Below are 26175 nucleotides of genomic sequence, written 5' to 3'. Positions count from 1 at the left end.
CTTACGATTGTAAGAGTTCCTTTTTTTATTTATTTTGTCATACATTAACAAGAGGAAGAGGGTGGTATACTTTGTGGAAAACGGAATAGATTTTCGGGGTCATATTTTGCTTTTATTTCCCGAAGTTTAGCAAAGTTTGATCCGTAATATTCTTGTCCGAAATTTTCGATGTTTTGATCTGGAACATTAACATAAGAACCAGTTACATAAGGTCTTATTAATTGGCGTACTCTTTCAACTGATGCTAGATTTGCAGCTTCCTCGGATTTGTCTTTCCAACTAGCAGTCCATTCCGTATAAAATAATGGGCTACGCCAAAAGAAAGCTGTTTTACTGCTAGGTACTTTACTTATAGCACCTCCCCAATTAATAAAAAAGAAGTTAGCTTCTGTTCCAGTAGCTTCTTCTAAAAATTGTTTCATAATTGAAATAGGTTCTTCCGGCCAAAGGTTAAGTGCCCAAGCCGAAGAAAACTTAACGCTCTGATCAGATCGACCAGGGATTGGCTCATCAGGATCTAAGAAATCTATAGCGGCTGGGTAGGGTAATTCTTCTATAACAATTTGTGTTGGAGTTCCAGCACTTGTTAAAGGTTCTAGTAAGTTTATAAGCTCGTTTTTTGAACCTAAAAAAATACCTTCTGCATGACAAAGGCCATTTATTTTGCTGTAAATTTCAAGTAGGCATCCTAATCGTGAGTCTACAAAAGGAGCCCATTCTTGCCAGACTTTGAAAACAGTTTCTAACTGATCCCATGGCCAAATGATATTGAAGACTGTGGCAGTATTAGGAGCACGATGAAGCTTCAATGTATATTCAGTATTGTATCCGAAATTTCCACCACCACCACCTCTAGAAGCCCATAATAAATCTTTATTGCAACATGGATCTGCTTGAATGATTCGGCCTGTCGCATCTACTGTTTCCAAAGCAATAAGGTTATCACTTATTAGACCGATTGTACGTGAGACTACTCCAAATCCACCGCCCATTGTAATGCCACCAATTCCAACTGTTGGACTATCTCCAAACGGTGACATAAAACCTTCTCTAGCTAGTCCTTTTACAAGTGGGCCGACGTGAATTCCAGTTTGAACGGTTGCTATACCATTCTTTTTATCTAAACTAACTTTGTTCATATCACTTACATCGATCACAATGCCGCCATTTACTACAGAAAGATTTTTATCTAGCGCATGCCGACCACTTCTGACACGTAAGGGAACATGATTTTCGCGAGCCCATTTAATGGCGTTACTGACATCATATGAATTTTGTGCAAAAACAAAGACGAGGGGGAAGACATCAACGTAAGGATTCCAATTCTTAATAGCTTCTATATAACCGGGATCTCCTTTGTAAATTACTCGTCCTGTGAGCTTTGTTGAACCCATTTATTTCACTCCTAATAAAAAATTTTATAGATGTCGTTCTAATGTAGCAATGGAACATGTTCATGTGGTCATTAGAAGAGTAAGGACTTTGCGGGAGGGAAGATGAGAATATCCTGTAGGCACTAGTAGAGGATGAATATGTGACAGTCTTGATGATTTAGAAAATTTTATAGCTACACAAGTTCTATTAGTAGTGTATGAATTGAGAGTTAACATTGTTAAAGAATTGTACATTTTCCTATCAGCATGACTTAGGGGAATTACAGTATGAGTGAAAGTTTTCTAGTTTTGTTAAAACATAAGGAACTAATATAAGTTTGGAATTTGATAACATAATTGATATATATGTTTTTAGGGGAATTATCATATTGAAAAAGTGAAAGGTTTGCCGTTATAACAAATGATATGTGGATAGAGAGAGAATCTAAATTTAGAGGAATAGCTAGTTCATAAACGTACTTATATTTGGTCTCTTCTTTAAGAAGCAGATGCAATGGTTCTTAAAGAAGAGACAGTAGATTATATAATATAAATTATAACTGTTTTATAAATACTTTTTAATTTTATTACGCGTAAGTAATAAAACGCCGCCTAAGACAGATAACATTCCGAGTGGCACGTTACTTGATTGCTCACTACCAGCGTTAGGAAGTTCTCTAGCAGTGTTTTTCGCTGGAACAGTAGTAGTGTTATTATCCGCTGTCGTTTGTTTAGGTTGTGATACTTCATTAATCTTGTTATCTACGTTTTGCTGCGTTGTATGTAACTCAGCTAATTTGTCATCAATTTTTTTCTCAGTATGTTTAAAATCGTTTATTTTAATATCTAAGTCTTGTTTTTTCTGTGTTAAATCGTCTGAAACAGTTTGTTTCGCTTGTTTGATTTCGTTCAATTTATTTATTAAGTCCTGTCTAGCTTCTTGTAACTCAGCAAGTTTATTTTTCACATCTTGTTTAGCTAGTTCTAAGTTAGATGAAAGACTATCTAAATTTCCTTTAATTTTCTTCAGTTCCTCTAACGTGTTACCGGTATTCGGCTTATTTTCTTTAATTTCAGCAAGTTTATCCTCAGCAGTTTGTTTCGCCTTCTTTAACTCAGCTAATGTTTCATCTACATGTTTTTTAACCTGCTTAAGTTCATTAACTTTTTGATCGATGTTTTCTTTATGCTGCTTAATTTCATTCACTTTTTCATCGACAGTTTGTTTATGCTCTTTAATCTCATTAACCTTTTCATCAACAGTTTGCTTATGCTCTTTAATTTCAGCAACTTTGTCATCTACTTGCTTTTTATGCTCTTTAATTTCAGCGATTTTCTCTTCGGCAATTTGTTTGTCTTGCTGAAGTTTTGCATCTAGCTCTTGTTTATGTTGTTTAATCTCGCTGATTTTTTCATCAGCAACTTGTTTATGTTGATGTAGTTCATTAACCTTTGTATCAACATTTTCCTTAACTTGGTTAAGTTCATTTAACGTTTGATCCACATTTTCTTTGTGCTGCTGCAATTTCGCATCTAACTCTTGTCTATGTTGCTTAATTTCAGCTAATCGATCTCCTGTACTTTGCTGGGGAGTAGCCTCATTTACTTCTGCATGGGCCGAGTTTGCACCAGCAATCATTGCTAAAGCTAGTGTAGACGCAGCGATTGTTTGTTTTGTTTTCATATTTTTGTACCTCTTTCCTATGAATGACCTCTATTGTGTAAAATTGAGCATATAAAAGCAGATTATTATATCATTATATACCATGTACAACGCCGAGAGGAAGTATTTGCATAATAATCTATGATTATTAAACTTTCTTTTTTAGCTATGGGGTAGGGGGCTAAAAGGCCACTTTACAATTCTCAACGGACGAAGGATAGGCTTTCGGCGAATTTCGGTTTTTGTTGAAAAACAGCCCTATATTCAGTTGCAGAGCTAAAGCTCGAGTGATAAAAATATAGTGAAACGAAAAATTTACCTCTATATATATCTTTTTTAATTAGTCGCACCAAAATCCATAAAATCTTCTTAAACAAAGTCAACTAAGTTGACTTTATTTAAGAGGTTATTGTACTATGCATAATATAGTCAACCAAGTTGAGACGCGGTTGCAGTATAAAGGGGGTTTTTAAATGAAAGTAGAAGTGTGGTCAGACATTGCTTGTCCATTCTGTTATATTGGGAAACGTCGCATCGAAGCAGGGCTTGGGCAATTTGCTCATAAAGATCAAGTGCAAATTGTTTACAAAAGCTTTCAATTGAATGAAAATGCGAAGAAAGATACGGAGTATGATGCATACGATGCGCTTTCTGCTAGGTCTGGAATGAGCCGTGAAGCAGCAATTGAGATACACGAGAGACTTGCGAAACAGGCTGAAGTAGATGGCTTGGACCTAAGATTTGATACGCTTCAGCTGACAAATACGCTAGACGCTCACCGTCTGCTTCACTTTGCGGCGCAGCATGGCAAAAATTATGAGGTAGCTGAGCTGTTGTTCAAAGTTTATTTTACCGAATGTAAGCATGTCGGCCGTCATGAAACGTTGATTGCGATTGCCGCTGAAGTAGGGCTTGATCCGAAAGCTACAGAAGAGATGCTGGTAAGCGATCAGTTCACCGCTGAAGTGCGAGCGGATCATCTCGAGGGCATTCGTTTGGGTGTAAGTGGCGTACCGTTTTATGTCATCGATCGCAAATATGCTGTTTCCGGCGCGCAGCCGGCGAATGTGTTTCTCGAAGCGCTTGAGAAAACATGGGCTGAATCGCAGCTATCAACCGTGCTGAACCCAACTTTAGTTGAGGCGGGTCCAGTTTGTGAGAATGGCGTTTGCAAGAACGAGTAGTGTACAGAGAACTGTTACCCCGCATAGAGTGTGCAGGGCAATGGCTGAAGTTGTAGCTTTTAGTTTTGATGATGCGAAAAGCCAAATTCGTCAGCAATATCCTGATGTGCATATACGGGCAGTTTCGATTATGGATGGTTTGAAAGGTGAAGAGAAAAGGTTATAACTTGACAAAATAATTTATTTATGCTATAATTTACCAATATAAAAATAAGGTGTATAATAGGGTTCTCCTGGCCAGGGGAACCCTATTTTTATTGTGAAAATGAAGGAGTGTATGTGCGTGAGAAAAGGTGAAGCAAGTATTACTTCGTTAGTATCAGCTTTCGGAAGGGCATATCATAGTGAATTTGATAGTCCTAAAATCTTTGATGATTATGTAGCTAAAGATTTAATTTCACAAAAAGAACGTAACAATATTGAAGTGAATATGGTTCAAGGGATACATTTTTTCAATAAAGATATTGCAGAGCAGTTTCAAGACAATCCGAAAGAAATATTAAACTGGATTACGCAAGTTCAGTTATCACCAACACCTTTAGCACGTGCTGCATATTGTGAAAGAGTATTACTGCATGAAATTACACTAGGAGCAAAACAATACGTCATACTTGGGGCAGGCTTAGATACGTTCAGTTTTAGACACCGAGAATTAGAAAATAAAATAGAAATATTTGAAGTGGATCATCCTTCTACGCAACAGGCTAAGAAGGTAAGAGTGAAAGAAGCAGAATTTGAAATTCCAAATAACCTTCATTTTGTTTCGATGGATTTTACGAAAGGATTTTCCTATGAACAGTTACACAATGAAGGATTTCAAAATAAAAAAACTTTCTTTAGCCTTTTAGGTGTTACGTATTATTTAACGAAAGAGGAACTTTCCAGTTTAATAGAATGTTTATTTGAGATGGTACCAGAGGGAAGTTCTATCGTTTTCGATTATCCCGATGAAAAATTATTTACAGAAAAAGGATTGTCCAATCGAGTTGAAAATATGGTAAAAATGGCTGCGATAGGCGGAGAACCGATGAAATCATGTTATTCTTATGGTGAAATGGAAGCACTGTTAGAGAAGTCGGGCTTACTCATTTATGAGCACTTATCACCAGAGGATATTAATAAATTATATTTTGAGGGACGAAACGATTATTTAGAAGCTTTTGAGACGGTACATTATGTTCATGCGGTGAAGAAGTAGATAATTATTAGGCATGGGGAGAAATCTCTGTGTCTCTTTTTTTATGAAAAAAGGAAATGAGATGTAGTGAAGGAAAGTATAATGATATGTATATTGCTATTGGAAATAAGGGGATTGCGAAGAATAATTTAAATGTTTATATAGGGGTAGTTGCACATCGCTATCAAGCTAAGGTTGCGCCAGGAAAACTTCAGAAGAAAATCTCACTTCTTATATAAAAATAGATAAGGAGTGAGCTTTTTTTGGCTATCGATAATGATAGGTAAGGTTAATTTTACATCTATACGAGATTTATCATTATTCATCATGAACTTTTATTGATGGTATTTTTATATATATTTACTCATAAGAATGGAACTAGCTTAGTATTTACTGGGGGGATTAAGAATGAATAGGGATGAAACCTCATTACATCCTGATACGGGTGTTACGTCTGTAATGTTTGTTGAACGATCATTAAATGAAATTCGTTTTTGGTCTAGAATCATGAAGGAACATTCTTCTTTTCTTCGATTGGGGTTTAGATGTGAGGATACCCAATTAATCGAAGAAGCTAATCAATTTTATCGATTGTTTGAACATATCGAACAAATAGCGTATTCCTATACAAATGAAACAGATCCTGGGCAAATAAAAAGATTTAATTCAGAAGTACAACAAGCTGCAACTAATATTTGGGGATTTAAACGAAAAATTTTAGGATTAATTCTCACGTGTAAATTGCCAGGACAAAATAATTTCCCACTGTTAGTTGACCATACAAGTAGGGAGGCTGATTATTTTAGAAAACGTTTAATTGAATTAAATGAAGGGAAATTAGATGCCCTTCCTGATGCTATTATTAAAGAAAATGTTTTCTTTTTAAGGATTATGGCAGACCATGCTAAATTTATTGGTCATCTTCTTGATCCATCGGAAAGAAAGCTTGTAGATACAGCCCGGAATTTTAGCAATGATTTTGATGAATTGATGTATCAAGCAATTGACTTAGAATCTATGAAACCACAATCTCAAACAGTGCCTCTTTTAGATCAATTTTTAGATCAAAATCGTGTGTCAGTCACATCTCTTCGGGATTTTAAGAAAACGGCACGTGATTTAATTGAGCAATGTAAAATAAAGAGTATCATTCATCCATTATTAGCAGACCATGTTTTTCGTGAAGCTGATAGATTTCTTGAAATAATTGATATGTTCGATGCTCATCTTACAAATATTAAATCACAATCTAGATAGTAGAAGATAAGGAAAGATACTATTTGGCTTTAAGCTAACAATGTATTGTTAGCTTCTTTTCCTTGTGATGGATTCATACGTTATTTTATTAAATATTCCCAAAGGGATTTTTAACCCCTTTGTTTATAGTCTTTTTAATGTATAATTTCTTTTTATAAATTGAGGATATTAGGAGAATTGATGGGAAGGCAATACCGTTATCACCAAAAAAGCAAGTTGGTAATGAAAATCTTATACAATAGTATGAGAAAGGAAAAAAGTTCTAATTTGTTGAAGCGGAATGCGAAATATATTATAGGAGAAAATTCAGAAGCAACAAGTAAATATAACTTGTTCTTGGGTTCGTATGTAAAGTTAGGCGCTATGATGAGTATGCCGTTTTTAGGAATAGCGAATCCGAAAGTTTTTTTAGCAAGTAAGCCATTTGGGAAAGAACCCGATTTATATGAGAATGAAAATGTAGAAGTAATATATCTTTTAAGATTAATGAATGCAATTTTTGTGCTAGTTTGTTGGAAAGAAAACAAATGGACTTCCTCTGAGGAAGAGGATTTAGCTAGGCTATTACCTCATACAATATTAAAGGAGGGTCAAGATTCCGCAGTGATAGTCCGAGCTACTGATTTTATTAATAGTTCGCATCATTATTTAGTATCTTCAAAACGGGTACAGTATGAAAACGATGCACTTTGGATTGTTTTAGAATATCCTGCTTCTTAATAAAGTATTCTATTGTTTGTATATAAAAATGGTTGATTAATATAAAAACACCATTTTAAATTATTTTGAAATGGTGTTTTTATATTTTATAAAGTTACACGCCTGGAAAAACACTTAGAAAAATTCTTCATTATATAAAGGTAAGTCTGATAGATCTACTTTATATCCGTTAAATATGTGGGTTTGAAATAAAGTCACGATGCTTTGAAAAAAGATGCGACGTTTATAAGAAAGTCGTACCATGAGGGGCTTTTTAAAGAAAATATTGCTGTAGCAAGTTTCTTGAAAACATTTAATCGGACTTTTTTGGAAAATTTGTACACTAATCCACAATAATTACTCTGTTTTTGTTCAAACTTTATTCAAAATGAATTCTTTTCGGTTCTCACTAAATAAGGATTTTTAAAACATGTCTAATCAAACTTTATCCAAATGTTACAGTAGTACCATTAAAACCATCAAAACCATCAAAACAATTAGAGCAACCACCGCAACCACCGCAACCACCACAACCACCACAATTAAAGCAACCGAAGCAACCAAAACAACGGAATCCACCACAACGGAATCCACCACCACCACAACGGAATCCACCACCACCACAACGACCACCACAACCGCCACAACGACCACAACCGCCACAGCGACGAGCATCACCTTCAATATAGTAATATGGATATTGGTTTTGCTGGTCCCAATACACAACATTTTCAGACTGATAATCATTAAGGCTTAACGCTTGTAGTTCTTGTTGAAACTGATTCATTTTCATGACCTCCGTTTATAAACTAAAACCCCATCGATGCTTTCCTATATTTCTGTTCGTTAAATCTAAGTAGAACTAGCGCTATAAACTAAGTTCAATACGTACACCAACAAAATATGAACTATCACTAGATGATGCACCTTGTTCGTATGCCTATTTTAAGGTTGTTTTTACTATGGGCTCATTTTTTTAAGATGAAAATGTCTCAACATTATTGTCTTCTGAATGTGCAGTTGTATAGTACGTAAAATTATTACTGTGGAGGTATAACGAAGATTAGGAGTTTCCGTTATAATTCAATCGTGCACAAGTGCAAAATCACATATAGTTTACCTATGGGAATAGCTGGGATTTTTAACGCATAAAGAAAAGACACTCATATATATGAATGTCTTTTCTGATAGTTTTTTTAGCAGAAGCAGCTAGCTCCAACTATGATTAATAAAATAAATAATACTACTAATAAAGCAAAGCCGCCGCCACAACTACTGCAACTACCACCAAAGCCCATAATAGTTCCTCCTTTAATGGGAGGGGAAAACTAGGATTCACTCATGTATTTTAACGGATTCAATTTACTTTATGTTTTTACGCATAAATGGAGCAGGTCCTTTTGAAAATAAAGAAAAGACACCCTAAGGTGCCTTCCTCCGACTTGAACCATCTTAATTTTAATAATATATATTGGACTCCCATCCAATATAATTGTATCAAACTGATGCACAGTGGCAATTGAGAAATATGATTAACAAGAGAATGATAGCAGTGACGCCACCTAAAAATAAGGGAGTAGATTCTACTCTACAGGTTGACTACGAATTCGTCGATTCATGGTAACCCAAGTGGTTGTAAACAATATCATTAATAGTATTACAATGATATACAATCCGTTTTGAGGTATCATGATACCAATCATTACGCCCATTAATCCTCCCATTTTTTACTTCCTTCTTTTTTAGCAGTTATTGTAGTACTTGTTAGGAAAACTATTTTGATGATACTTTGCGGATCTTGGTTATTACCAGGGACTCTTTACTTTAGTGTGGCTGTAGTACCTAGTTTATGGAATTTATACGTTATATTTCTAATGATTTATTGTTTGGATGGAGAAAAGAAATGATTGAAGAGAGTAGTTCTCTTTTTTTATTAAGTTATTGAAACGGCAGTGAAGGGATGAGGGGCGTAATGAAGCGGGAATTATCTAAATTAGCAGATGTGCTAGTCAACCATTCTACTAAAGTGCAACCTGGTGACCAAGTATTAATTCAAAGTGTTACTGAAATAGATCCTATAGTAGTTCGTGAAATTATTAAGGCTGTGGAAAAAGCAGGAGGATATGCGCATGTATCAATGCGCGACGTTTCTGTTACGAGACAATTGATTTTGTCAGGATCTGAAGAACAATTTCAGTTGTTTGCAGATTGGGAGTGTTACCGTTTAAGTAAGATGCAAGTATATATTAATCTCCGCAGTCCGAGAAATGCATATGAATTAGCGGATGTACCAGCAGAAAAAATGAAATTATATCAAAAGATATTTGGAAAGGCCCATAGTGAAGCTGTGTATAAAACAAGATGGGTGACAACTCGAATTCCGAATGCAGCTTCTGCGCAAGAAGCGAATATGAGTACTGAGGCTTATGAGAAATTTTATTATGATGTTTGTACATTAGATTACAATAAAATGTCGAAAGCAATGGAGCCGTTAAAAGGATTAATGGAAAAGACAAAACGAGTGAGGATTATTGGGGAAGGTACGGATTTGAAATTTGCAATTGAAGGAATGGGTGTATTAAAAGGAGATGGTATAGATAATATACCTGATGGTGAAATATATACAGCACCTGTCAAAGATTCAGTAAATGGAGTAGTAACTTTCAATACAGTATCCGTTCAACAAGGTTATTCGTTTCAAAATATAAAGTTACACATTAAGAACGGGAAAATAATAGAGGCATATGCAAATGATACAGAGCGAATAAATCAAATTCTTGATACGGACGAGGGAGCCAGATATATTGGAGAATTTGCACTAGCTTTTAATCCTTATATATTACATCCGATGAATAATACGTTATTTGATGAAAAAATAAATGGTAGTTTTCATCTAGCAATTGGAGATTCGTTACAAGGTGCAGACAACGGCAATAAATCAGCGATACATTGGGATTTAGTAAATATTCAAAGGCCGGAGTACGGCGGGGGTGAAATTTGGTTCGATGACGTAATGATTAGAAAAGATGGACGTTTTATTTTACGGGAGTTGTTAGGATTAAATGAAGAAAATTTGAAAAGGTAAATTATTTTATTGAGATTATGTAAAATAGATTAAAACACAACATATCAAACTAAGAGATTGATCGTATAATTTTACACTCATTTAATAGTAATAGGTAAATAGAAAAATTGACGCCACTTGTTTAATGGATAGTGTAAAAAAGACAAAATCTCTTAAAAAATACTTAAATTTTTACTCCATCTATCTTTACAATCCCTCCTTATAATATGAATTGGACAAGCACCTAAGAGAACGCAGAACATGTCAGTTTATACATTCTATTATTAGGGAGAGAATTTGTATGAAAAAGACAATAGCTTCATTGGCTGCTATGGCAGCTTTATTACCGACACTTTCGATGCATGCGGAAGGGAAAGAGCAAGAGCAAGTCCGAAAATCAGCTACAACTTTTAATGTTATTAGTGACATTCAAGGGGACTTAGGGGATTTTGATCACGTATTAAAAGATATGAACAAAGTGACGCCACTTTCCAGAGCGCTTATTATGAATGGGGATATAACGCCAACTGGACAGCAGTCGCAGTATGATGATGTAAAGCGTGTGTTAAACAAAAATAAGCTCCCGGAAAATGTATGGTCAACTGTTGGAAATCATGAGTTTTACGCTGGGAAATGGACGGCGGATGGGAAGTTATCTCAAAGTACATGGCCAAATGGTGTAGCGGAAGAAACACTATTTAATCGATATTTAAAATTTAGCGGACAAGAAAAGGTGTACCATAAAAAAGAATTAGACGGTTATCCGCTTTTATTTTTAGGGACAGAAAAATATATGAGGTACCATGATTCAAAAATGTCAGATCAAGTGTATTTAAGTGATGAACAATTAGGTTGGCTCAGACAAAATTTAGAAGAATACAGCCAAAAAGATAAGAATAAGCCAATTTTCATTTTCTCTCATCACGTTTTACCTGATTCTGTATCTGGATCAAGACAATCACCTTACTTACAAGATTATTTAAATGTTGATAAATTGTACGATATTTTAAAAGAATACCCGCAAGTAGTTTTCTTTACTAGTCATACGCATTGGGATTTAAATTTACCAGATTGGGCTGGTAAAAAGAAAATTGCAGGCGGAGACGAAAAAGGATTTACGGTTGTAAATACGGGCGGAATTGAGACAGGCTGGATGTCGGCTGGTCCAAATGGCGGCGAGATTCATGCTCCGGATGGATCTTCTTTCAAACAAGGATTACAAGTGAAAGCATATGGTAACGATGTTGTCGTAACAGCTTATGATTATAAACGTGATAAGGGCATAAAGAATTTATTAATTAGTGATGCGAAAATCGCACAAATGGCACCAGATGTAACTGCGGATGATAGTAAAAACGTAATTGTCGGGGCAACTGAATATATGGAGTACGCTATAGAAGGAACGAATGAATGGCATACGTATAATAAAGCAAATCCTCCAAAATTTGACGGAGACAAAATCATATATGTACGTCATAAAGGAGAGATGAATTTACAGCCGGGTTTAACGCAGCTTCTTCGTTTTTCCACAAATAAGTGATTGGAAAGGGCCTACTTTTTAATGAGTGGGCTCTTTTTGTTTTTTCGGTAAGTCGATATAAATTTCATGTACCGAAATGAAATTACATTAACAATTTTAGTCCAGAAAGGTGACTTCATCATTTTTACATGTAATAATAGTATCGTTACATATATTGTGAAAGAAGTACAAAAGGAGCGTCATTGATGAATTTAGCTAAATTCCCGAGAAAAAAATATACAGAATCATATACACCAATTGAAAAGTTAAACAATTTTTCTGAAGTACTTGGTGGGCCAACTATTTATTTTAAACGAGATGATTTACTTGGTTTAACAGCTGGTGGTAATAAGACGAGAAAGTTAGAGTTTCTAGTTGCGGACGCACAGGCAAAAGGTGCAGATACGTTAATTACAGCTGGTGGTATTCAGTCAAACCATTGCCGTCTAACACTTGCAGCGGCGGTAAAAGAAAAGATGAAATGTATTCTTGTGTTAGAAGAAGGGCTTGAGCCAGAAGAGAAGCCCGACTTTAACGGTAACTATTTCTTATATCATTTATTAGGTGCTGAAAATGTAATTGTTGTACCAAACGGAACAGACCTTATGGAAGAGATGCATAAAGTAGCGCAAGAAGTAAGTGAAAAAGGTAATACACCATATGTAATTCCAGTTGGTGGATCAAACCCTACTGGCGCAATGGGATATATTGCTTGTGCGCAAGAAATTATGGCTCAATCATTCGAGCAAGGAATTGATTTCAGTTCAGTTGTTTGTGTAAGTGGTAGCGCTGGTATGCATGCTGGTTTAATTACTGGTTTTTCTGGAACGCAAAGCAACATCCCTGTAATCGGAATTAACGTAAGTAGAGGAAAAGCGGAGCAAGAAGAGAAAGTAGCAAAACTTGTAGATGAAACTTCAGCTCACGTTGGTATTCCAAACTTTATTTCGCGCGAAGCAGTTACGTGCTTCGATGAATATGTAGGACCTGGTTACGCGCTACCAACACCAGAAATGGTTGAAGCCGTTCAGTTGCTTGCGAAAACAGAAGGTATTTTACTTGATCCAGTTTATACAGGTAAAGCAGTAGCGGGACTAATCGATTTAATTAGAAAAGGTAAATTTAATAAAGAAGACAACATTTTATTCGTACATTCAGGTGGCTCGCCAGCTTTATATGCGAATACGTCTCTGTTTGTGTAAGTGTGAAAAAGCATTGGGTATCCAATGCTTTTTGTTTTTAATTAATGTTGAAATTTGATACAATTTCGTGAATATGCGATAACGTTGCTACATGCAATGAAAGAGGGCATGACTATGGTATGTCCAAACACAAGAGTTACATAGGCAACAGTAGATTTTTAAAAAAGAGAGCTAATATTTATAAAGGAGATTGAGATATGACAGAATTTTGGGAAGCAAGTTTTATAGAAAATCAAATGATGTGGGGATTTGAACCTTCAGACTCCGCAATTTTGACGAAGGACTTTTTCCTTGAAAAGAAAGTGAAGGATATATTGATTCCTGGTATTGGATATGGTAGAAATGCAAAGGTTTTTATTGATAACGGAATACATGTAACAGGTATTGAAATTTCAAAAACAGCGATTGAATTGGCAAGACAAAATGAACTTAATGCTAATTTCTTCCATGGTTCAGTAACGGATATGCCTTTTGGTAACAAACTGTATGATGGTATATTTTGTTATGCACTTATTCACTTATTGAATAAGGATGAGAGAGAGAAGTTTATTAAAGATTGCTATAGTCAGCTAAAACCAAACGGATATATGATTTTTACTACTATTTCAAAAGAAGCCCCAATGTTTGGAAAGGGAAAACAACTGGGTAAAGACTACTTCGAGATAATGGAAGGGGTAAAAATGTACTTTTATGATGCTAACTCAGTAAAACAAGACTTTGAAAAATATGGACTGATCGAATGTACGGAAATTGTTGAGCCACATAAGAATATGGAAAGTAAGCCTCCATTTAAATTTATAATGATCAAATGTCAAAAAAAACTATAATTACAATTATATAAAAAATAGTGAATTGTTAATTGGTGAGCCCTCATGTGTAACCTATTCACTAAAACCTCATTAATCTTAAAAGGCGAAGTAAGGGAAGTCAAAGGACTTCCTTTACTTCGCTTAATTTAGTTTAAAACATGTTCTGAACTTTTAATGTTTTTTGTTATATAATGGAATTATTGAAACGCGAGAGAGATGGATTAATATGCGAATTAGAAATTTATTTTTAGTTTTTATCACCATATGTATATTCATAGTAACCGGCTGTTCAAATATTATTGGAAATGAAGAACAAACAATCGAAGTTCAAAAACGTGTTGATGATGATACATATGAAGATTTGAATGTAGTTACAGAAAATAAGCAAGTTCGGCAAGTAAAGAAAATACTAAATGATACTCATTTTGAAAATAAAAAAATGGAAATGTCTCGTTCAGCTGAGTACCGATTTATTTTTCAGTTTAAAAATCCGAAAATAGAGGCGAAAGCTGTGGTATATCAAATTTGGATTAGTCCTAATAAGGAAAAAGTAGAAATAGTGGCGGAAGATAATCGGTATGCTCAATTAACAGAGAAAAATGCAGCCGCTTTGTTTGAGATTGTTACCGGGGAAAAGTTATCCAAATAAAAGCATATGCATAGGGTACTCAACTTTGTGGCTTCTTCCGGGATGTCTCGTTCTATTAAAAAATCTAAATTTGATCAATTAAATGCGATAAAATCTGGTCAAAAATAATGAAATTTCAGGAAAAATAAGGTACACTAGTGAATGGTTTTGGTTTGAAATTAATTGACGTTAATGTATACGGGGGAAAGATTGATGAACAACAATACAATAAATGAATCAGTTGAAGAAGTTGATAAAAAACGGGTAAGATCAAGCAAACGTTTTACGAATTGGAAGCTTATCGCAGCGGGTGTGGGTATAATTGTACTTCTCATTGGGGGAATGAGTTATTATCAGGCAACTCACTTCAATTCGAATGTTACGATTAACGACACAAAAGTCGGTGGTCTGAGCGCAGATCAGGCAATACAGAAATTAAAAACATCTGGACTAGCAAACAAAGTCTATGTCGATCAACAACAAATTTTAGATGAAAAAGATACAAAAACGGAACTTACGGAAAAAGATTTGCCTCAAGTTAAGAAACTATTAAAAAGCCAGTGGACATTTTTCCCTTCCTCAAAGGAAAAAAATTATTCATTGCTACCGGAAAAGGCGGATCAGTATCGTAGTGAAACGATGAAAAAACTTGTAGAAGAAAAGCTCGTCTCTATGAATGAAAAATTAAAAGCACCTCAAGATGCTATGGCGAAGCTCGAACAAGGAAAAGTTATTATCTCGAAAAGCGTGGAAGGAAAACAGTATGACATTACTAGTCTACTGAAAGATTACGACAAGCAGAAGTATAAAAGCGAAATTCATCTGAAGTCTGCATACATAAAGCCTATTAAAGAAGATGATCCGATTGTCAAAAAAGAGGAGAAAGCACTACAGAATCTTCTTCAACAGTCCGTTGATTATAAAGTGCAGAATGAAGTGCATCCTTTAAAAGCGAAAGATTTAATTCAAAATGCCTCTATGTCAAAGGATATGAAAGTTACAATCGATGCGAGCGACATTAAGAATAAGATTGCTGAAATTAATAATGCTAAATCGACATTAAATAAAGATTTCACATTTAAAACCCATTCCGGTTCAGTTATACAAGTAAAGGGACAGGGCTATGGCTGGGCACTAGATGTTGAAAAAGAAACAAAACAAGTTCAACAAGCCTTTGAGAAAGGCGAAAAATCGCTTTCTGCTTCTAATATTCACGGAAATGGTTGGGAGAAGGAAGGTATCGGTTATGAAACAACATCGAATAATGGCATCGGAGACACGTATGCGGAAGTTTCAATTGCAGAGCAACAAATTTGGGTTTACAAAGATGGAAAATTAGTAGTTACAACAAATGTAGTAACCGGTAAACATAGCACGAGTGAAGATACATCACCAGGTGTGTGGTACGTCCTATATAAACGAACACCATACACGCTGAAAGGCAGCGCAGTAGGTAAAGCTGATTATGCCGTTAAGGTAGATTACTGGGTTCCATTCACAAATAGCGGTCAAGGATTCCATGATGCCGGCTGGCGAACAAACTGGGCAAATAATGCCTATTTAACAGGGGGATCAGGCGGGTGTGTTAACCTTCTTCCTAATGTTGCAAAAACTGTGTATGATAGTTTAAACACGTATGATCCAGTTATCGTATACTAGTAAATAGCAATCTTGCTTGAAGTGAACACGAATAGTGGTACATGAAAAAACACCTCCTGAATTCGCATACTAAGTGTGCAAATTTAATGGAGGTGTTTTTTGTTTGAAGCCGATAAGGAACAAAGCGGAAAGAGATCGAGATGAAATAAAACGGATATTCAAATCGTCACATTATGGAGACGATCAGAATTAAAAAGTGAATAAAATTGACAATGAATATCATTTTCACTTAATATAGAATCGTTGCATTTAATTAGACAGGAATTTTTTGTTAATATAATAGATTTCTATTAAGGTGTCTCATTCAAGAATTTAAACGTAGGAAAGGGAAAATAAAAATGAACTGGAAAAAGGGCGGATTATGGATTGTTATTTTTTTCATTGTAAAAGGTACGATTTCTACACTTTTAATAGTTACAGGTGCTAAATATTTTGATTTATCATTTATGCAACTTTTCGTACTGATCCTGGCCTTATTAGTGATTTCTCTAATAAGTCGAAAATTGCTGTATAGACATAAACAAAACAAAAAGCAAAAAGAGCTAAATATATAATGAAGCCCCAGAGACCTTTGGATTTCTGGGGTTTTATTTCGATCGTTTTTTCCACATGTATATCAATTTAACGGAACAGGTTGTCCAAAACGATAAAATTGAAAATTTGTTCAAAGCATGGAAATCTTTCTTTCAAATTCGCAAGTGCAAAGAAATCAAGAAAGGACTCCTAGAATACCATTTGTACGGGCAACTCATTCGTATTTTACTCTGTTCATTTATGATGTTTAAAATGCGTCAGTTACTTTTATATAAGGATTGACGAGAGCCTTTGAATCAATCTTTATTCTGAAGCTACAGACGAGCATACACTATGCTCATTTTTCAATTGGTAGTTTAAATGTAAAAGTACTGCCTTCTCCTAATTCACTTTCAACGGTAATTTCTCCTCCGTGTAGTTCGACAATCCATTTTACCATCGACAATCCTAAACCTGTGTTTCCATTGTTTGAAGATGTTCGTGCTGCGTCAACTCGATAGAAGCGGTCCCATATTTTCGCAATATGTTGCTCGCTGATGCCTATGCCATTATCGGAGACTTTACCTATTATATTGGTTTCATCACGGTACAGTTGCATATTCACAATGCCGTTCGCTTTGCTATAAGTAATCGCATTCGTTAGTAAATTCATTAATAAACGCATCATCAATGTTTGATCTGCTTTAATAAGCAGGTCTTCCTCTATATTAGTTGTTATATCAATCGAAGCTTCTTGCACCATTAATGAAAGCTCTTCTACAACGATTTCCGTTAATTCACTCATATTGATACATTCAAATTGAAAAGTATTATGCTTTCCTTGGTCAACTCGTGCTAATAATAAGAGTTGCGAGATTAACGTGGACATTTTACGCGATTGCCTTAAAATTACTTCTAACGATTCTTCCATTTCTTTCGAATTATTCCTCTGCGATAAAGCGTATTCGCATTGCGAAATAATAACAGATGCTGGTGTTCTTAATTCATGAGATGCGTCAGATGTAAATTGTTTTTCACTTTCGAATGATGTCTCCAATCGCTCAAACATTTTGTCAAAGGTTTGTGCTAAATGATACATTTCGTCTTTCGATGAACCTTGTAAATTAATTCTCTTCGAAAGGTCTTTCCCATCACCAATTTCACTGGCTGAATCACTCATTTGTTGCACAGGTCGAAACGCTCTTTGCGTAATAAAATATCCTCCCACTGCCGCAATGATAATAAGTAATGGAAATGAGATGAGTGTTACCACAATAAGCGTATTCATGGTTGATGATAATTGATTCATGGTCATTATTCCACGAACCCAGACTTGCTCATCGCCACCTACATTATGGAGAAAATCATATACTATCCATTCTTTATTACCATCTTTAATGGTTTGTATTTCATCGGATTTAAGCGATACCGTTTTATTAAATCTTGTTGGAATATGTCCTGCCAGCAGCTCACCTTGCTCACTATAAATGAGGATGTTTACTCCATCTTCTAAGCTTTGAAAATCATCGTCAATTTCTAACCGTCCATGCTTATATTCGATATCTTCAATGCTTTCTTTTACTGTGCTCTTCAATTGATTTTTCATATTAAAAAGCAAAACTTTATCTGAAGAAGTTAAAATAAAAGCTAACACGAGTGCCATAATAATTACAACTAGCCCCGTATACCACAGGGTCACTCTCATTTTTATTGATAGTCTTTTCATGATTCTACTCGCAATACGTAACCAGTGCCTCGTACTGTATGAATTAACTTCGTTTCAAACTGGCTATCAATTTTTTTACGAAGATAGCGGACGTAAACATCAATAATATTCGAGCCACCTTCATAGTCGTAATTCCACACATGTTGCTCAATTTTATCTCGTGTCAACACAACTTCTTTATTACGAATCATATATTCTAAAATAGCAAATTCTTTACTGGAAAGATTGATAACTCGATCTCCCCTTGTTACTTTATGCATATTGCAATCCACCACTAGGTCAGCGATTTCAAACACATTAGATGTATTTCCTGTTTTTCTTCGCATCAACACTCGAATTCTTGCTAACAGTTCATCAAAAGCAAATGGCTTTACTAAATAATCATCCGCACCTAAGTCGAGTCCTGTTACGCGATCATCAATTGCATCTTTAGCTGTAAGAAGCAAGACAGGGGTTGTATTATTGTCCGCGCGTAATCTTTGTAATACTTGTAAACCATCTATTCCGGGAATCATAATGTCAAGCACAATCAAATCGTAGGTAGCCATGCTTATATAATCCAAGGCATCTTCTCCATTCCCACATCCATCGACACTATAATATTCTGCATTTAATCGTTTTACCAATATATTTTGTAAGTCTTGTTCATCTTCAACAATAAGAACTCGCATTAACATTCTCCTTTTCTTCTTATTTATCCCGCATTAACTGCCCGTAAACGCCCGATTGGTGAGGGCTGATTAAAGTTTCACTTTATATGTATCACTATAATTCCAAGACATTAAAGAAAGATTAGAAACTATTTAATTATATCATTTTATTTTTTGCATATTAATCTTCCTTTAATGTTTGTTCAGTAATATAAAGACATGGATAAGGTGCACATGTAAAGGGAGGAGAACATAATGGGAAAATGGATGATGATTGGAGCAATGTCTTGTGTATTCTTAACAGCTTGTTCTACTCAAGCTGATAACGATACAGAAGTACAACAACTGAAAATAGAAAACGATAAATTACAAAAAGAAGGTGCTCAACTACAACAAGAACTACACAAAACAGGGCCTGCCATGAATGATACTAAGCAAACACAAGATTTCAAAAACGAAGTCGCATCTATGGTAGAAAAGACAAATAACACGAAACCAGTTGGAGCAAAAGAAGATAACTTAAATACGTACTTAGCAGCAAAAAAAGAAATTGACCAATTAGATGAAAAGATAGATTTATCTGATGATCAACTAGAAGCAGGTTATCACGCTGGAACGATAACTGTTGAACAATATCAAATACAAGAAAGAGAACAAGATATACTTGAAGATCAATTAGAGCAAGCAGAAAATGCACTTGAAGCAAGATTTGGAATAAATGATTAATCATTAAGGAGTGGATGAAAATGTTAAAACATAAAAAGAAAATAATTATAAGTGTAATTTCTATTTTAGTAATCAGTATCGTTATTATTGGTGGATATTATGGTATGGGTTACAATTATGCAAAAAAGAATGACAACTACACAGAGAAACAAGTTCGTGAAATTTCTTTAGCTCATACAAATGGAGAAATTATTAATGTGAAAAAAGAATTCGAATTAGAAGATGACAACTTAGCACAATCTAAATTTGAATATGAAGTGGAAATCAAGACACCTGATAATCTGTTAAATATTTTAAAGGTTAGTGCTAGAACGGGTACAATAGAAATCAATAATGAAGATTAAAAAAATATCGACAAATAAAATATCGCGTATTTGAAAAAATTAAATAAGCTGCCCATATGGACAGCTTATTTACATAATTATCGTTAACGGAAGTTAATTATATTTTTCTACGTACTAAATAAAAAGCTAAGTACCCCATAATAACAGGTGCAACGAAATCAAAGAAATGCGAAAAATTAAAAGGAAAAAGAAAAAGAAATGGTATAAGTGTATAGATAACTGCTAGTCCTATAAATACAGGAATTCCAAATTGAAATTCTCTACATCGTTTGATTTTCCTGTATAACACTTCCCCAATTAGACAAGCTATAAGAGCTGGTATACTACCATAAGTGACGATAGTTTTAATGAATCCTAATACAACGTTCGGGTGAATAAAGCTAGGATGAAAAATATATGAAATCAAGAACCATCCGAAAATAAAAGCAAACAGACTTGCAGCATAACTAATTACAAATTTTATCAACGTAATCATCCTCACAGTGTTCTAATATTAACTCCATTCTATGACATAACGTCCTATTATTGGTAGCAAGAAAAAAGCGGATCCTTACTCTAAAAAGATATCCACTCATTCATTATGTTCTTCTATACTTGTTTTGTTTTCTTTGCTCTTGCAAACTTCCAAAAAGCTGCAAGTAGTATGAGAAGCGGTATTCCCTGAATGAAGAGAAATCCTCCCGAAAAATAAAGTGCACGACTAACTAGAGGAGGGGCTGTTGCCGACTCACCCGCAAAATAAGCTCCATAATTAGCCACCACACCTGCATAATCAGCTATCCCACCTATAAGAAAAGCCGCTGGACTTGTGATTAGATTTATCCCTAAACAGACCATTATTGATGATAGGTTTTTAGCCTTAATTTTTGGTGAAACAGACAAGAAAAATAAGAATATTGCAGTGCCGTTTATAAGTAATAATGTTATTACATAAAAAATTACCATAATACCCTCCATGGCTTTAATTGTACCATCAGCAAGGACAACTTTGTGCAAATTTGGATGAATAGGATATTCATGTGAGGTTAACATAACGTCTCATGAACAGTAGTCAATGATGCATATAATTTTCGTTTTGGGGGGTATTTGCTTTTCTTAACTTGATAGCAATGGGATGAGCCCCCAATTGTGGAAAATCTCCAGGCTTCTATTAGTTGGTTAGTTGAAGAAGCATTTGTTCTACAACTCTTAAATTATTATAATATAAAAAATTAAATTCTTCTTCTACAATCCATTCAAATGGCTCAATCTCCGCATCTTATGAATTCCCTGAAAGTGCTAAATCTAAGCAAAATAATTAACTATCTTATGCGAGAAAGTTTAGATAACTAAAAGCATATGTTTTATTGAAAGGATGTGATTGAACTATGGAACGGCCGAATTGGGGAATTGGAGGATTAGTATTCGTTGGCTGCATGTTTCTTGGTGGAGGAGTGGGATCTATGTTAGGTAACGCCCAAACTGGATGGCTAATAGGAATGGGTGCTGGATTTCTTGGGATGGCTTTAACGAGACTGATCAGAAAATAATATAACGGGAATTCTTCTTCCGGTAAATAAGGAAATATGTATGTAAGTAATTCATGGCATAAGAGCTCTATAAATTATAGTTAGAAGCTCCCCTTTTGTATTTGTCTTTTCTAAATTTCTCCATACATAGATATGATTCTCAAGTCGGAGGATGGCACCTTAGGGTGTCTTTTTTATGCTCTCTAAAAATGTCTTACCATATAATAGCCGAGTTAATTCAAATGATCAAGAATAATTGAGTTAATAGATTTTGGTAGATTGCCATCATCTTTTTTGTAATTGAATAGATTCATTACCGTTTCAGACCGACGTATTCATTCATAACCTAACAGTAAAAGGGGGGATGATTAAAGGTATGGCGTTTAATGATGAATTAATTTGTCAACAGTTTGCAAGAATTATCGGCGGTCAAGAAGGATTCGCCGGTGGAAAATGCGTGGCAACAATAAATCGGGATGAAATACAAGCAACTATCTTAGGAAAACGTTTTAGAGTAACAACTTCCTTCTCATTCGAATCGAGAGATAATAAAACTGGACGGGCATTATGTCTAGGGCGGGTAGCGCTCTTGCAAAAAGAAGTCAATGGATTTGTTGCTACCATTATTAAACAAGGAATAATCGTTTCGTCTATACACAATGAGTGGTTATGTGATGATCCAAATTTGATTTACGTTAATATCGAAGACGTTGATGATCCACTAAATTTCGCAAGAAAAGTTAGAAGAGCGTTATGCAATTAACTAATTTCTTTCGTTAAATGTGTGATTTTGTTAATTAGAATATTTCGGATTATTGAATGGTTTTATAAAGTGAAAGAAGACGTTCCATATTTGGAATGTCTTTTTTGATGTTTTTGTTGTTAATGTGGGTTGTTACATTATTTTAATTGATTATATGCTACTGATTTTACAACAACAAGAACTGGGTGAGGTATTCTTAGAGGTGTGCAGCTGTCTGTAGGTTAAAGGTATCACCGAAATATAAGTTAAGCAAATATCGTTAAAATAAATCTAATTGCCTAGCGAAAAAATCAGATTTTAATAGGCTTCTTTAGTATGCCTACTTTTCTATCAATTGTTAGTGTTGAACTAAGGATCGTATCATATCTAGTAAATTACTTGTATAACTTGATGGGCATGTGGTGCTACCACATGCCCATCAAGTTATCAGATACAAGGTAATAGATGTTTTATTATTTGAAAGACGAGGAAACGAACTTGGAGGGAGTATTGGAACCATACAATAAATACATTGAGGGGGCATGTTTGAGAAAATTAAATCAATGGAAAAGGAAATGGTTTTTAAGTCTGGGCTATGGACCTATCCTCCCGTTCTAATTAACTAAAAGAAGAACTTCCCCATACCGATTAGACTACTAATCATTCCTATTCCATTCATGGTGCCTTTTCCTACTGTAAGTAAGTTTCCAAGCATTCCTGGCTGACCGTTACCTCCGTTATTCCCCCATCCCATGGGACTTACCTGTCCTCCCCAACCTGGAGGGTTTCCAAAAACACCCCAGTTATTGGTATTAAAATTAAAAAGCTTGGCTGGCGGCGATAGTAAAGCGGGAAGATGACCTTGTGCGAACATCCCTGTATGATTGAATGGTTGGGCCCAAGGGAAGGGAGGTTTTTGAAAATTAAAACCTGCATGGCCTGGTAATGGAGTCCAATTAGCAGGATTTCCTTGGGGCATCATCCCTACATAATGGATTGGCTGACTCCAAGAGAAGGGAGGGGGATGGGGATTGAAACCCGTATAATTGGCTGGTGAATCCCAACCAAATGGATAGACTCGACAACTCCAATTCTCAGGAACCTTCAGACGATTCATTCCCTCAGCTTTAGTTATTTGGGGCTGTGAATATAATGATGACATTGAAATTTGGTTATTATATTGCTCCCCGTTTCCCTTTGAATTCAAATACCAATATTGGTGCATAAGCTTATTCCCCTCACTTTAAAAATGTAATGTTAGACTTAGCCTATGTAATATTCCTTTTTATGGATGGTTACATAACTAGATTTACAAGCCCGTATTTAAAGAAATGGGTGTGTGGTCTTGTTGATTTATCCCGCTATTTGTGGGCAGTAAGACACCTCCACCTCAAAATTCAGCGAAAGCAAAGCAGCTAGATGGGGGTTGGGCTGCCTGTAAAAGTCCCACTGATTAAAGTTTCACTTTATTTTAGAAGGGTATGTTCAGTTGCTCCTTTTGTTTATTTCAGCCTAATTTTATTTCGGTTAACAAACGTGTTTAAATATTCATTCAAAATCTTATTTAAATGTTTATAAAGGTTTAATCAATAAAAAAGATTTTAAAATGTTATGTTGAGCAAGTAGAATTGCGAAAAAGAGAATATCCATTCGAAGAGTTTGGCAAAATACTGCAAGGACAATGTATTCTTGTGCAGATATGCAAACGATTTAAACTAACCAATGGAATTTATAATGAAGGGGCAAATGAATATATGAGTGAAACATTACATAAAAGAAAACCACCATATTTAATGCTTGTAATACTTTTTATTGGGGCATTTGTTTCATTTCTAAATAACTCGCTTTTAAATGTAGCCTTGCCATCAATAATGAAGGATTTAGACATTAAAGATTATTCAACGATCCAGTGGCTTTCTACAGGGTATATGCTTGTAAGTGGTATATTAATTCCGGCATCAGCATTTTTAATAACCCGCTTCTCCAATAGGAGCTTATTTATTACATCTATGGTGATTTTTATTCTTGGTACGGCCTTAGCGGCTTTAGCACCGAACTTTAGTTTATTACTTACTGGCCGGATGGTTCAAGCAGCAGGTTCTTCAGTCATGGGGCCTTTGTTAATGAATATTATGCTAGTAAGCTTTCCAAGAGAAAAAAGGGGAACAGCAATGGGGATTTTTGGATTAGTTATGATTACAGCTCCAGCAATTGGACCGACACTATCGGGTTATATTGTAGAGTATTATGACTGGCGTTTGCTTTTTGAAATGATTTTACCGTTAGCAATCATTAGCTTACTGTTAGGGATTTGGAAATCGGAGAATGTCATGAAACAAAACAAAAATGCAAAACTTGATTATCTCTCATTACTATTATCTTCTGTCGGTTTTGGCGGTTTGTTATATGGATTCAGTTCTGCAAGCTCAGGTGGTTGGACGAATAAAGTTGTCTTAACAACCTTAATCATAGGCGCTATTGCCCTAATTACTTTCATTATCCGTCAATTAAAAATGAATGAGCCGTTATTGGATTTACGTGTTTACAAGTACCCAATGTTTGCACTTGCGTCTGTAATTGCAATTGTCAACGCAGTGGCCATGTTTTCGGGTATGATTTTAACACCAGCTTATGTACAAAACGTCCGCGGTATTTCGCCGCTGAGCTCTGGGCTGATGATGCTTCCAGGTGCGATAATAATGGGAGTTATGTCACCAATTACAGGTAAACTATTTGATAAATATGGCCCTCGGATTCTTGGTATAGTAGGACTTTCCATTACAGCTGTTTCAACTTATATGCTGGCAAACCTGCAAATCGGCTCTAGTCACACACATATTATTCTTATTTACACACTGCGGATGTTTGGGATGGCGATGGTGATGATGCCGCTTATGACAAATGGCCTTAATCAATTGCCAACTCGCTTAAATCCGCACGGTACAGCTGTTAATAATACAGCTCAACAAGTGTCCGGTTCGATTGGTACTGCTATTCTTGTTACAATTATGAATTCTGTAACAAAAACAAAAGCTGAAAGTCTAATGGCTGATGTAGATCCAACAACCTTCACAGAAGCTACGAAGGCAATATTAACTCAGAAGGCTTTATTATCCGGAATTCAATATTCATTCTATGTAGCGCTTGGCATGAATGTTGTTGCACTACTATTAGTTTTTTTCGTTAAACGTGTAGATACAAGCGCGGAAGCTATCGAGAGGATAAATCGGTAGAGCAAAATAAAACTCTAGATAATGATTCCTACAAGTTTTTTTGCTGATTAGTTAGACAAGGAAGCTTTTATCTGGGAGCTATCAAATCAAAGAAACTTCCAGTGAAATCCACGTTGGACAATATCGAAAATAAGGGTGAGTGAAAATGGCATATCTATTACAAGTTGATTTTCCGTTTGAAGGTCCTTATGGCGAAGAAATGGAAAAAGCATTTTGGGATTTAGCAAAAAGTATTAATGAAGAAGAAGGATTTCGTTGGAAAATATGGACAGAGAATCAAGAAACAAAAGAAGCTGGAGGCATCTATGTATTTGAAGAAAAACAAGATGCTGAAAAATACGCGGAAATGCACAAGAACAGACTTCAAGCATCTGGTGTTAAAGATATTAGAGTAAGAATTTTTAGCATCAATGAAAAATTAACGGAACTGAATCGTGGGTATATTAAATAATTCCGACAGTCGGAGCAAGAGTAAAAAGGAGGGGGGGTAATTCCCTTC

Annotated in this window: 28 protein-coding genes and 1 pseudogene; 20 read left to right on the top strand and 9 right to left on the bottom strand. The window is 35.2% G+C overall.

Going from position 1 to position 26175, the window contains the following annotated elements:
• Window positions 1-44: 44 nt before the first annotated feature.
• Both FT637_RS19145 and FT637_RS19140 read right to left on the bottom strand, forming a co-directional pair.
• A complete protein-coding gene (locus FT637_RS19145; protein WP_193647651.1) occupies window positions 45-1394 on the bottom strand; it encodes an FAD-binding oxidoreductase in 1350 nt (449 codons plus the stop codon).
• 544 nt (window positions 1395-1938) lie between these two features.
• Complete coding sequence (locus tag FT637_RS19140) at window positions 1939-3057, bottom strand: LPXTG cell wall anchor domain-containing protein (RefSeq protein ID WP_193647650.1); 1119 nt, start codon at window positions 3055-3057, stop codon at window positions 1939-1941.
• A gap of 452 nt (window positions 3058-3509) precedes the next feature.
• On the opposite strand from FT637_RS19140, the gene FT637_RS19135 reads away from it, so the two are divergent.
• The 6 genes from FT637_RS19135 to FT637_RS29945 all read left to right on the top strand — a co-directional run bounded on the left by FT637_RS19135 (window position 3510) and on the right by FT637_RS29945 (window position 7374).
• Window positions 3510-4220, top strand: coding sequence for a DsbA family protein (locus tag FT637_RS19135; RefSeq protein ID WP_193647649.1), 711 nt, complete (start codon window positions 3510-3512; stop codon window positions 4218-4220).
• A complete protein-coding gene (locus FT637_RS19130) occupies window positions 4192-4386 on the top strand; it encodes a hypothetical protein (RefSeq protein ID WP_193647648.1) in 195 nt (64 codons plus the stop codon). Before FT637_RS19135 ends, FT637_RS19130 begins: the two co-directional genes overlap by 29 nt.
• 111 nt (window positions 4387-4497) lie before the next feature.
• Window positions 4498-5418 carry a class I SAM-dependent methyltransferase gene (locus tag FT637_RS19125; protein ID WP_193647647.1) on the top strand — a complete coding sequence of 307 codons (921 nt, stop codon included), beginning with the start codon at window positions 4498-4500 and terminating at the stop codon, window positions 5416-5418.
• A gap of 56 nt (window positions 5419-5474) precedes the next feature.
• Window positions 5475-5636 carry a hypothetical protein gene (locus FT637_RS19120; protein WP_193647646.1) on the top strand — a complete coding sequence of 54 codons (162 nt, stop codon included), beginning with the start codon at window positions 5475-5477 and terminating at the stop codon, window positions 5634-5636.
• A 169-nt stretch (window positions 5637-5805) separates the two neighbouring features.
• Window positions 5806-6654, top strand: coding sequence for a DUF2935 domain-containing protein (locus FT637_RS19115; protein WP_193647645.1), 849 nt, complete (start codon window positions 5806-5808; stop codon window positions 6652-6654).
• Window positions 6655-6897: 243 nt separating this feature from the next.
• The gene (locus FT637_RS29945) at window positions 6898-7374 is read left to right on the top strand and encodes a hypothetical protein (protein WP_227493868.1); all 477 of its coding nucleotides are present in this window, start codon (window positions 6898-6900) and stop codon (window positions 7372-7374) included.
• A gap of 424 nt (window positions 7375-7798) precedes the next feature.
• Here FT637_RS29945 and FT637_RS19105 read toward each other — a convergent pair whose 3' ends face one another.
• Together FT637_RS19105 and FT637_RS19100 are read right to left on the bottom strand one after the other, a co-directional pair.
• Window positions 7799-8146, bottom strand: coding sequence for a heterocycloanthracin/sonorensin family bacteriocin (locus FT637_RS19105; protein ID WP_193647644.1), 348 nt, complete (start codon window positions 8144-8146; stop codon window positions 7799-7801).
• A 403-nt stretch (window positions 8147-8549) separates the two neighbouring features.
• The gene (locus FT637_RS19100) at window positions 8550-8651 is read right to left on the bottom strand and encodes a YjcZ family sporulation protein (RefSeq protein WP_000505688.1); all 102 of its coding nucleotides are present in this window, start codon (window positions 8649-8651) and stop codon (window positions 8550-8552) included.
• A 674-nt stretch (window positions 8652-9325) separates the two neighbouring features.
• On the opposite strand from FT637_RS19100, the gene FT637_RS19095 reads away from it, so the two are divergent.
• From FT637_RS19095 to FT637_RS19060, 8 genes and pseudogenes are all read left to right on the top strand, one after another.
• The gene (locus FT637_RS19095) at window positions 9326-10438 is read left to right on the top strand and encodes an aminopeptidase (RefSeq protein ID WP_193647643.1); all 1113 of its coding nucleotides are present in this window, start codon (window positions 9326-9328) and stop codon (window positions 10436-10438) included.
• Between the two features lie 280 nt (window positions 10439-10718).
• A complete protein-coding gene (locus FT637_RS19090; RefSeq protein WP_193647642.1) occupies window positions 10719-11957 on the top strand; it encodes a DUF4073 domain-containing protein in 1239 nt (412 codons plus the stop codon).
• Window positions 11958-12142: 185 nt separating this feature from the next.
• The gene (locus tag FT637_RS19085) at window positions 12143-13138 is read left to right on the top strand and encodes a D-cysteine desulfhydrase (RefSeq protein WP_193647641.1); all 996 of its coding nucleotides are present in this window, start codon (window positions 12143-12145) and stop codon (window positions 13136-13138) included.
• A gap of 197 nt (window positions 13139-13335) precedes the next feature.
• Window positions 13336-13965, top strand: a complete 630-nt coding sequence (locus FT637_RS19080; protein WP_193647640.1) for a class I SAM-dependent methyltransferase — start codon at window positions 13336-13338, stop codon at window positions 13963-13965.
• Between the two features lie 208 nt (window positions 13966-14173).
• Window positions 14174-14596 carry a hypothetical protein gene (locus FT637_RS19075; RefSeq protein ID WP_193647639.1) on the top strand — a complete coding sequence of 141 codons (423 nt, stop codon included), beginning with the start codon at window positions 14174-14176 and terminating at the stop codon, window positions 14594-14596.
• Between the two features lie 192 nt (window positions 14597-14788).
• The gene (locus tag FT637_RS19070) at window positions 14789-16234 is read left to right on the top strand and encodes a L,D-transpeptidase family protein (protein WP_193647638.1); all 1446 of its coding nucleotides are present in this window, start codon (window positions 14789-14791) and stop codon (window positions 16232-16234) included.
• A 338-nt stretch (window positions 16235-16572) separates the two neighbouring features.
• A complete protein-coding gene (locus tag FT637_RS19065) occupies window positions 16573-16788 on the top strand; it encodes a hypothetical protein (protein ID WP_193647637.1) in 216 nt (71 codons plus the stop codon).
• A 94-nt stretch (window positions 16789-16882) separates the two neighbouring features.
• Window positions 16883-17044: pseudogene (locus tag FT637_RS19060) on the top strand (IS4 family transposase); the annotation flags it as partial.
• Window positions 17045-17105: 61 nt separating this feature from the next.
• Here FT637_RS19060 and FT637_RS19055 read toward each other — a convergent pair.
• Complete coding sequence (locus FT637_RS19055) at window positions 17106-18473, bottom strand: sensor histidine kinase (protein ID WP_193647636.1); 1368 nt, start codon at window positions 18471-18473, stop codon at window positions 17106-17108.
• Window positions 18470-19144, bottom strand: coding sequence for a response regulator transcription factor (locus tag FT637_RS19050; protein WP_193647635.1), 675 nt, complete (start codon window positions 19142-19144; stop codon window positions 18470-18472). The genes FT637_RS19055 and FT637_RS19050 overlap by 4 nt, the downstream gene beginning before the upstream one ends.
• A 234-nt stretch (window positions 19145-19378) precedes the next feature.
• Here FT637_RS19050 and FT637_RS19045 point away from each other — a divergent pair, with 234 nt between their 5' ends.
• Both FT637_RS19045 and FT637_RS19040 read left to right on the top strand, forming a co-directional pair.
• A complete protein-coding gene (locus tag FT637_RS19045) occupies window positions 19379-19849 on the top strand; it encodes a hypothetical protein (protein ID WP_193647634.1) in 471 nt (156 codons plus the stop codon).
• A gap of 20 nt (window positions 19850-19869) precedes the next feature.
• Entirely contained in the window at window positions 19870-20193 is a 324-nt protein-coding gene (locus FT637_RS19040; protein ID WP_193647633.1) for a PepSY domain-containing protein, read from the top strand.
• 97 nt (window positions 20194-20290) lie between these two features.
• On the opposite strand, the gene FT637_RS19035 is transcribed toward FT637_RS19040, so the two are convergent.
• Entirely contained in the window at window positions 20291-20668 is a 378-nt protein-coding gene (locus FT637_RS19035; protein WP_193647632.1) for a hypothetical protein, read from the bottom strand.
• Window positions 20669-20781: 113 nt separating this feature from the next.
• Window positions 20782-21138, bottom strand: coding sequence for a hypothetical protein (locus tag FT637_RS19030; RefSeq protein WP_193647778.1), 357 nt, complete (start codon window positions 21136-21138; stop codon window positions 20782-20784).
• Between the two features lie 422 nt (window positions 21139-21560).
• Here FT637_RS19030 and FT637_RS19025 point away from each other — a divergent pair, with 422 nt between their 5' ends.
• On the top strand, window positions 21561-21722 hold the full coding sequence (locus tag FT637_RS19025) for a hypothetical protein (RefSeq protein ID WP_029442740.1): 162 nt from the start codon (window positions 21561-21563) through the stop codon (window positions 21720-21722).
• Between the two features lie 343 nt (window positions 21723-22065).
• The gene (locus FT637_RS19020; RefSeq protein WP_193647631.1) at window positions 22066-22464 is read left to right on the top strand and encodes a DUF1259 domain-containing protein; all 399 of its coding nucleotides are present in this window, start codon (window positions 22066-22068) and stop codon (window positions 22462-22464) included.
• Window positions 22465-23065: 601 nt separating this feature from the next.
• On the opposite strand, the gene FT637_RS19015 is transcribed toward FT637_RS19020, so the two are convergent.
• On the bottom strand, window positions 23066-23668 hold the full coding sequence (locus tag FT637_RS19015; RefSeq protein WP_193647630.1) for a hypothetical protein: 603 nt from the start codon (window positions 23666-23668) through the stop codon (window positions 23066-23068).
• Window positions 23669-24197: 529 nt separating this feature from the next.
• Between FT637_RS19015 and FT637_RS19005 the strand changes: the two genes are divergently transcribed.
• Together FT637_RS19005 and FT637_RS19000 are read left to right on the top strand one after the other, a co-directional pair.
• Complete coding sequence (locus tag FT637_RS19005; protein WP_193647777.1) at window positions 24198-25676, top strand: DHA2 family efflux MFS transporter permease subunit; 1479 nt, start codon at window positions 24198-24200, stop codon at window positions 25674-25676.
• A gap of 145 nt (window positions 25677-25821) precedes the next feature.
• Entirely contained in the window at window positions 25822-26127 is a 306-nt protein-coding gene (locus FT637_RS19000; RefSeq protein ID WP_193647629.1) for a monooxygenase, read from the top strand.
• Window positions 26128-26175: the final 48 nt, after the last annotated feature.

The sequence above is a fragment of the Bacillus cereus genome, from assembly GCF_015071065.1.
Lineage (GTDB): Bacteria > Bacillota > Bacilli > Bacillales > Bacillaceae_G > Bacillus_A > Bacillus_A cereus_BA.
This window is presented reverse-complemented; position numbering and strand designations above follow the sequence as displayed.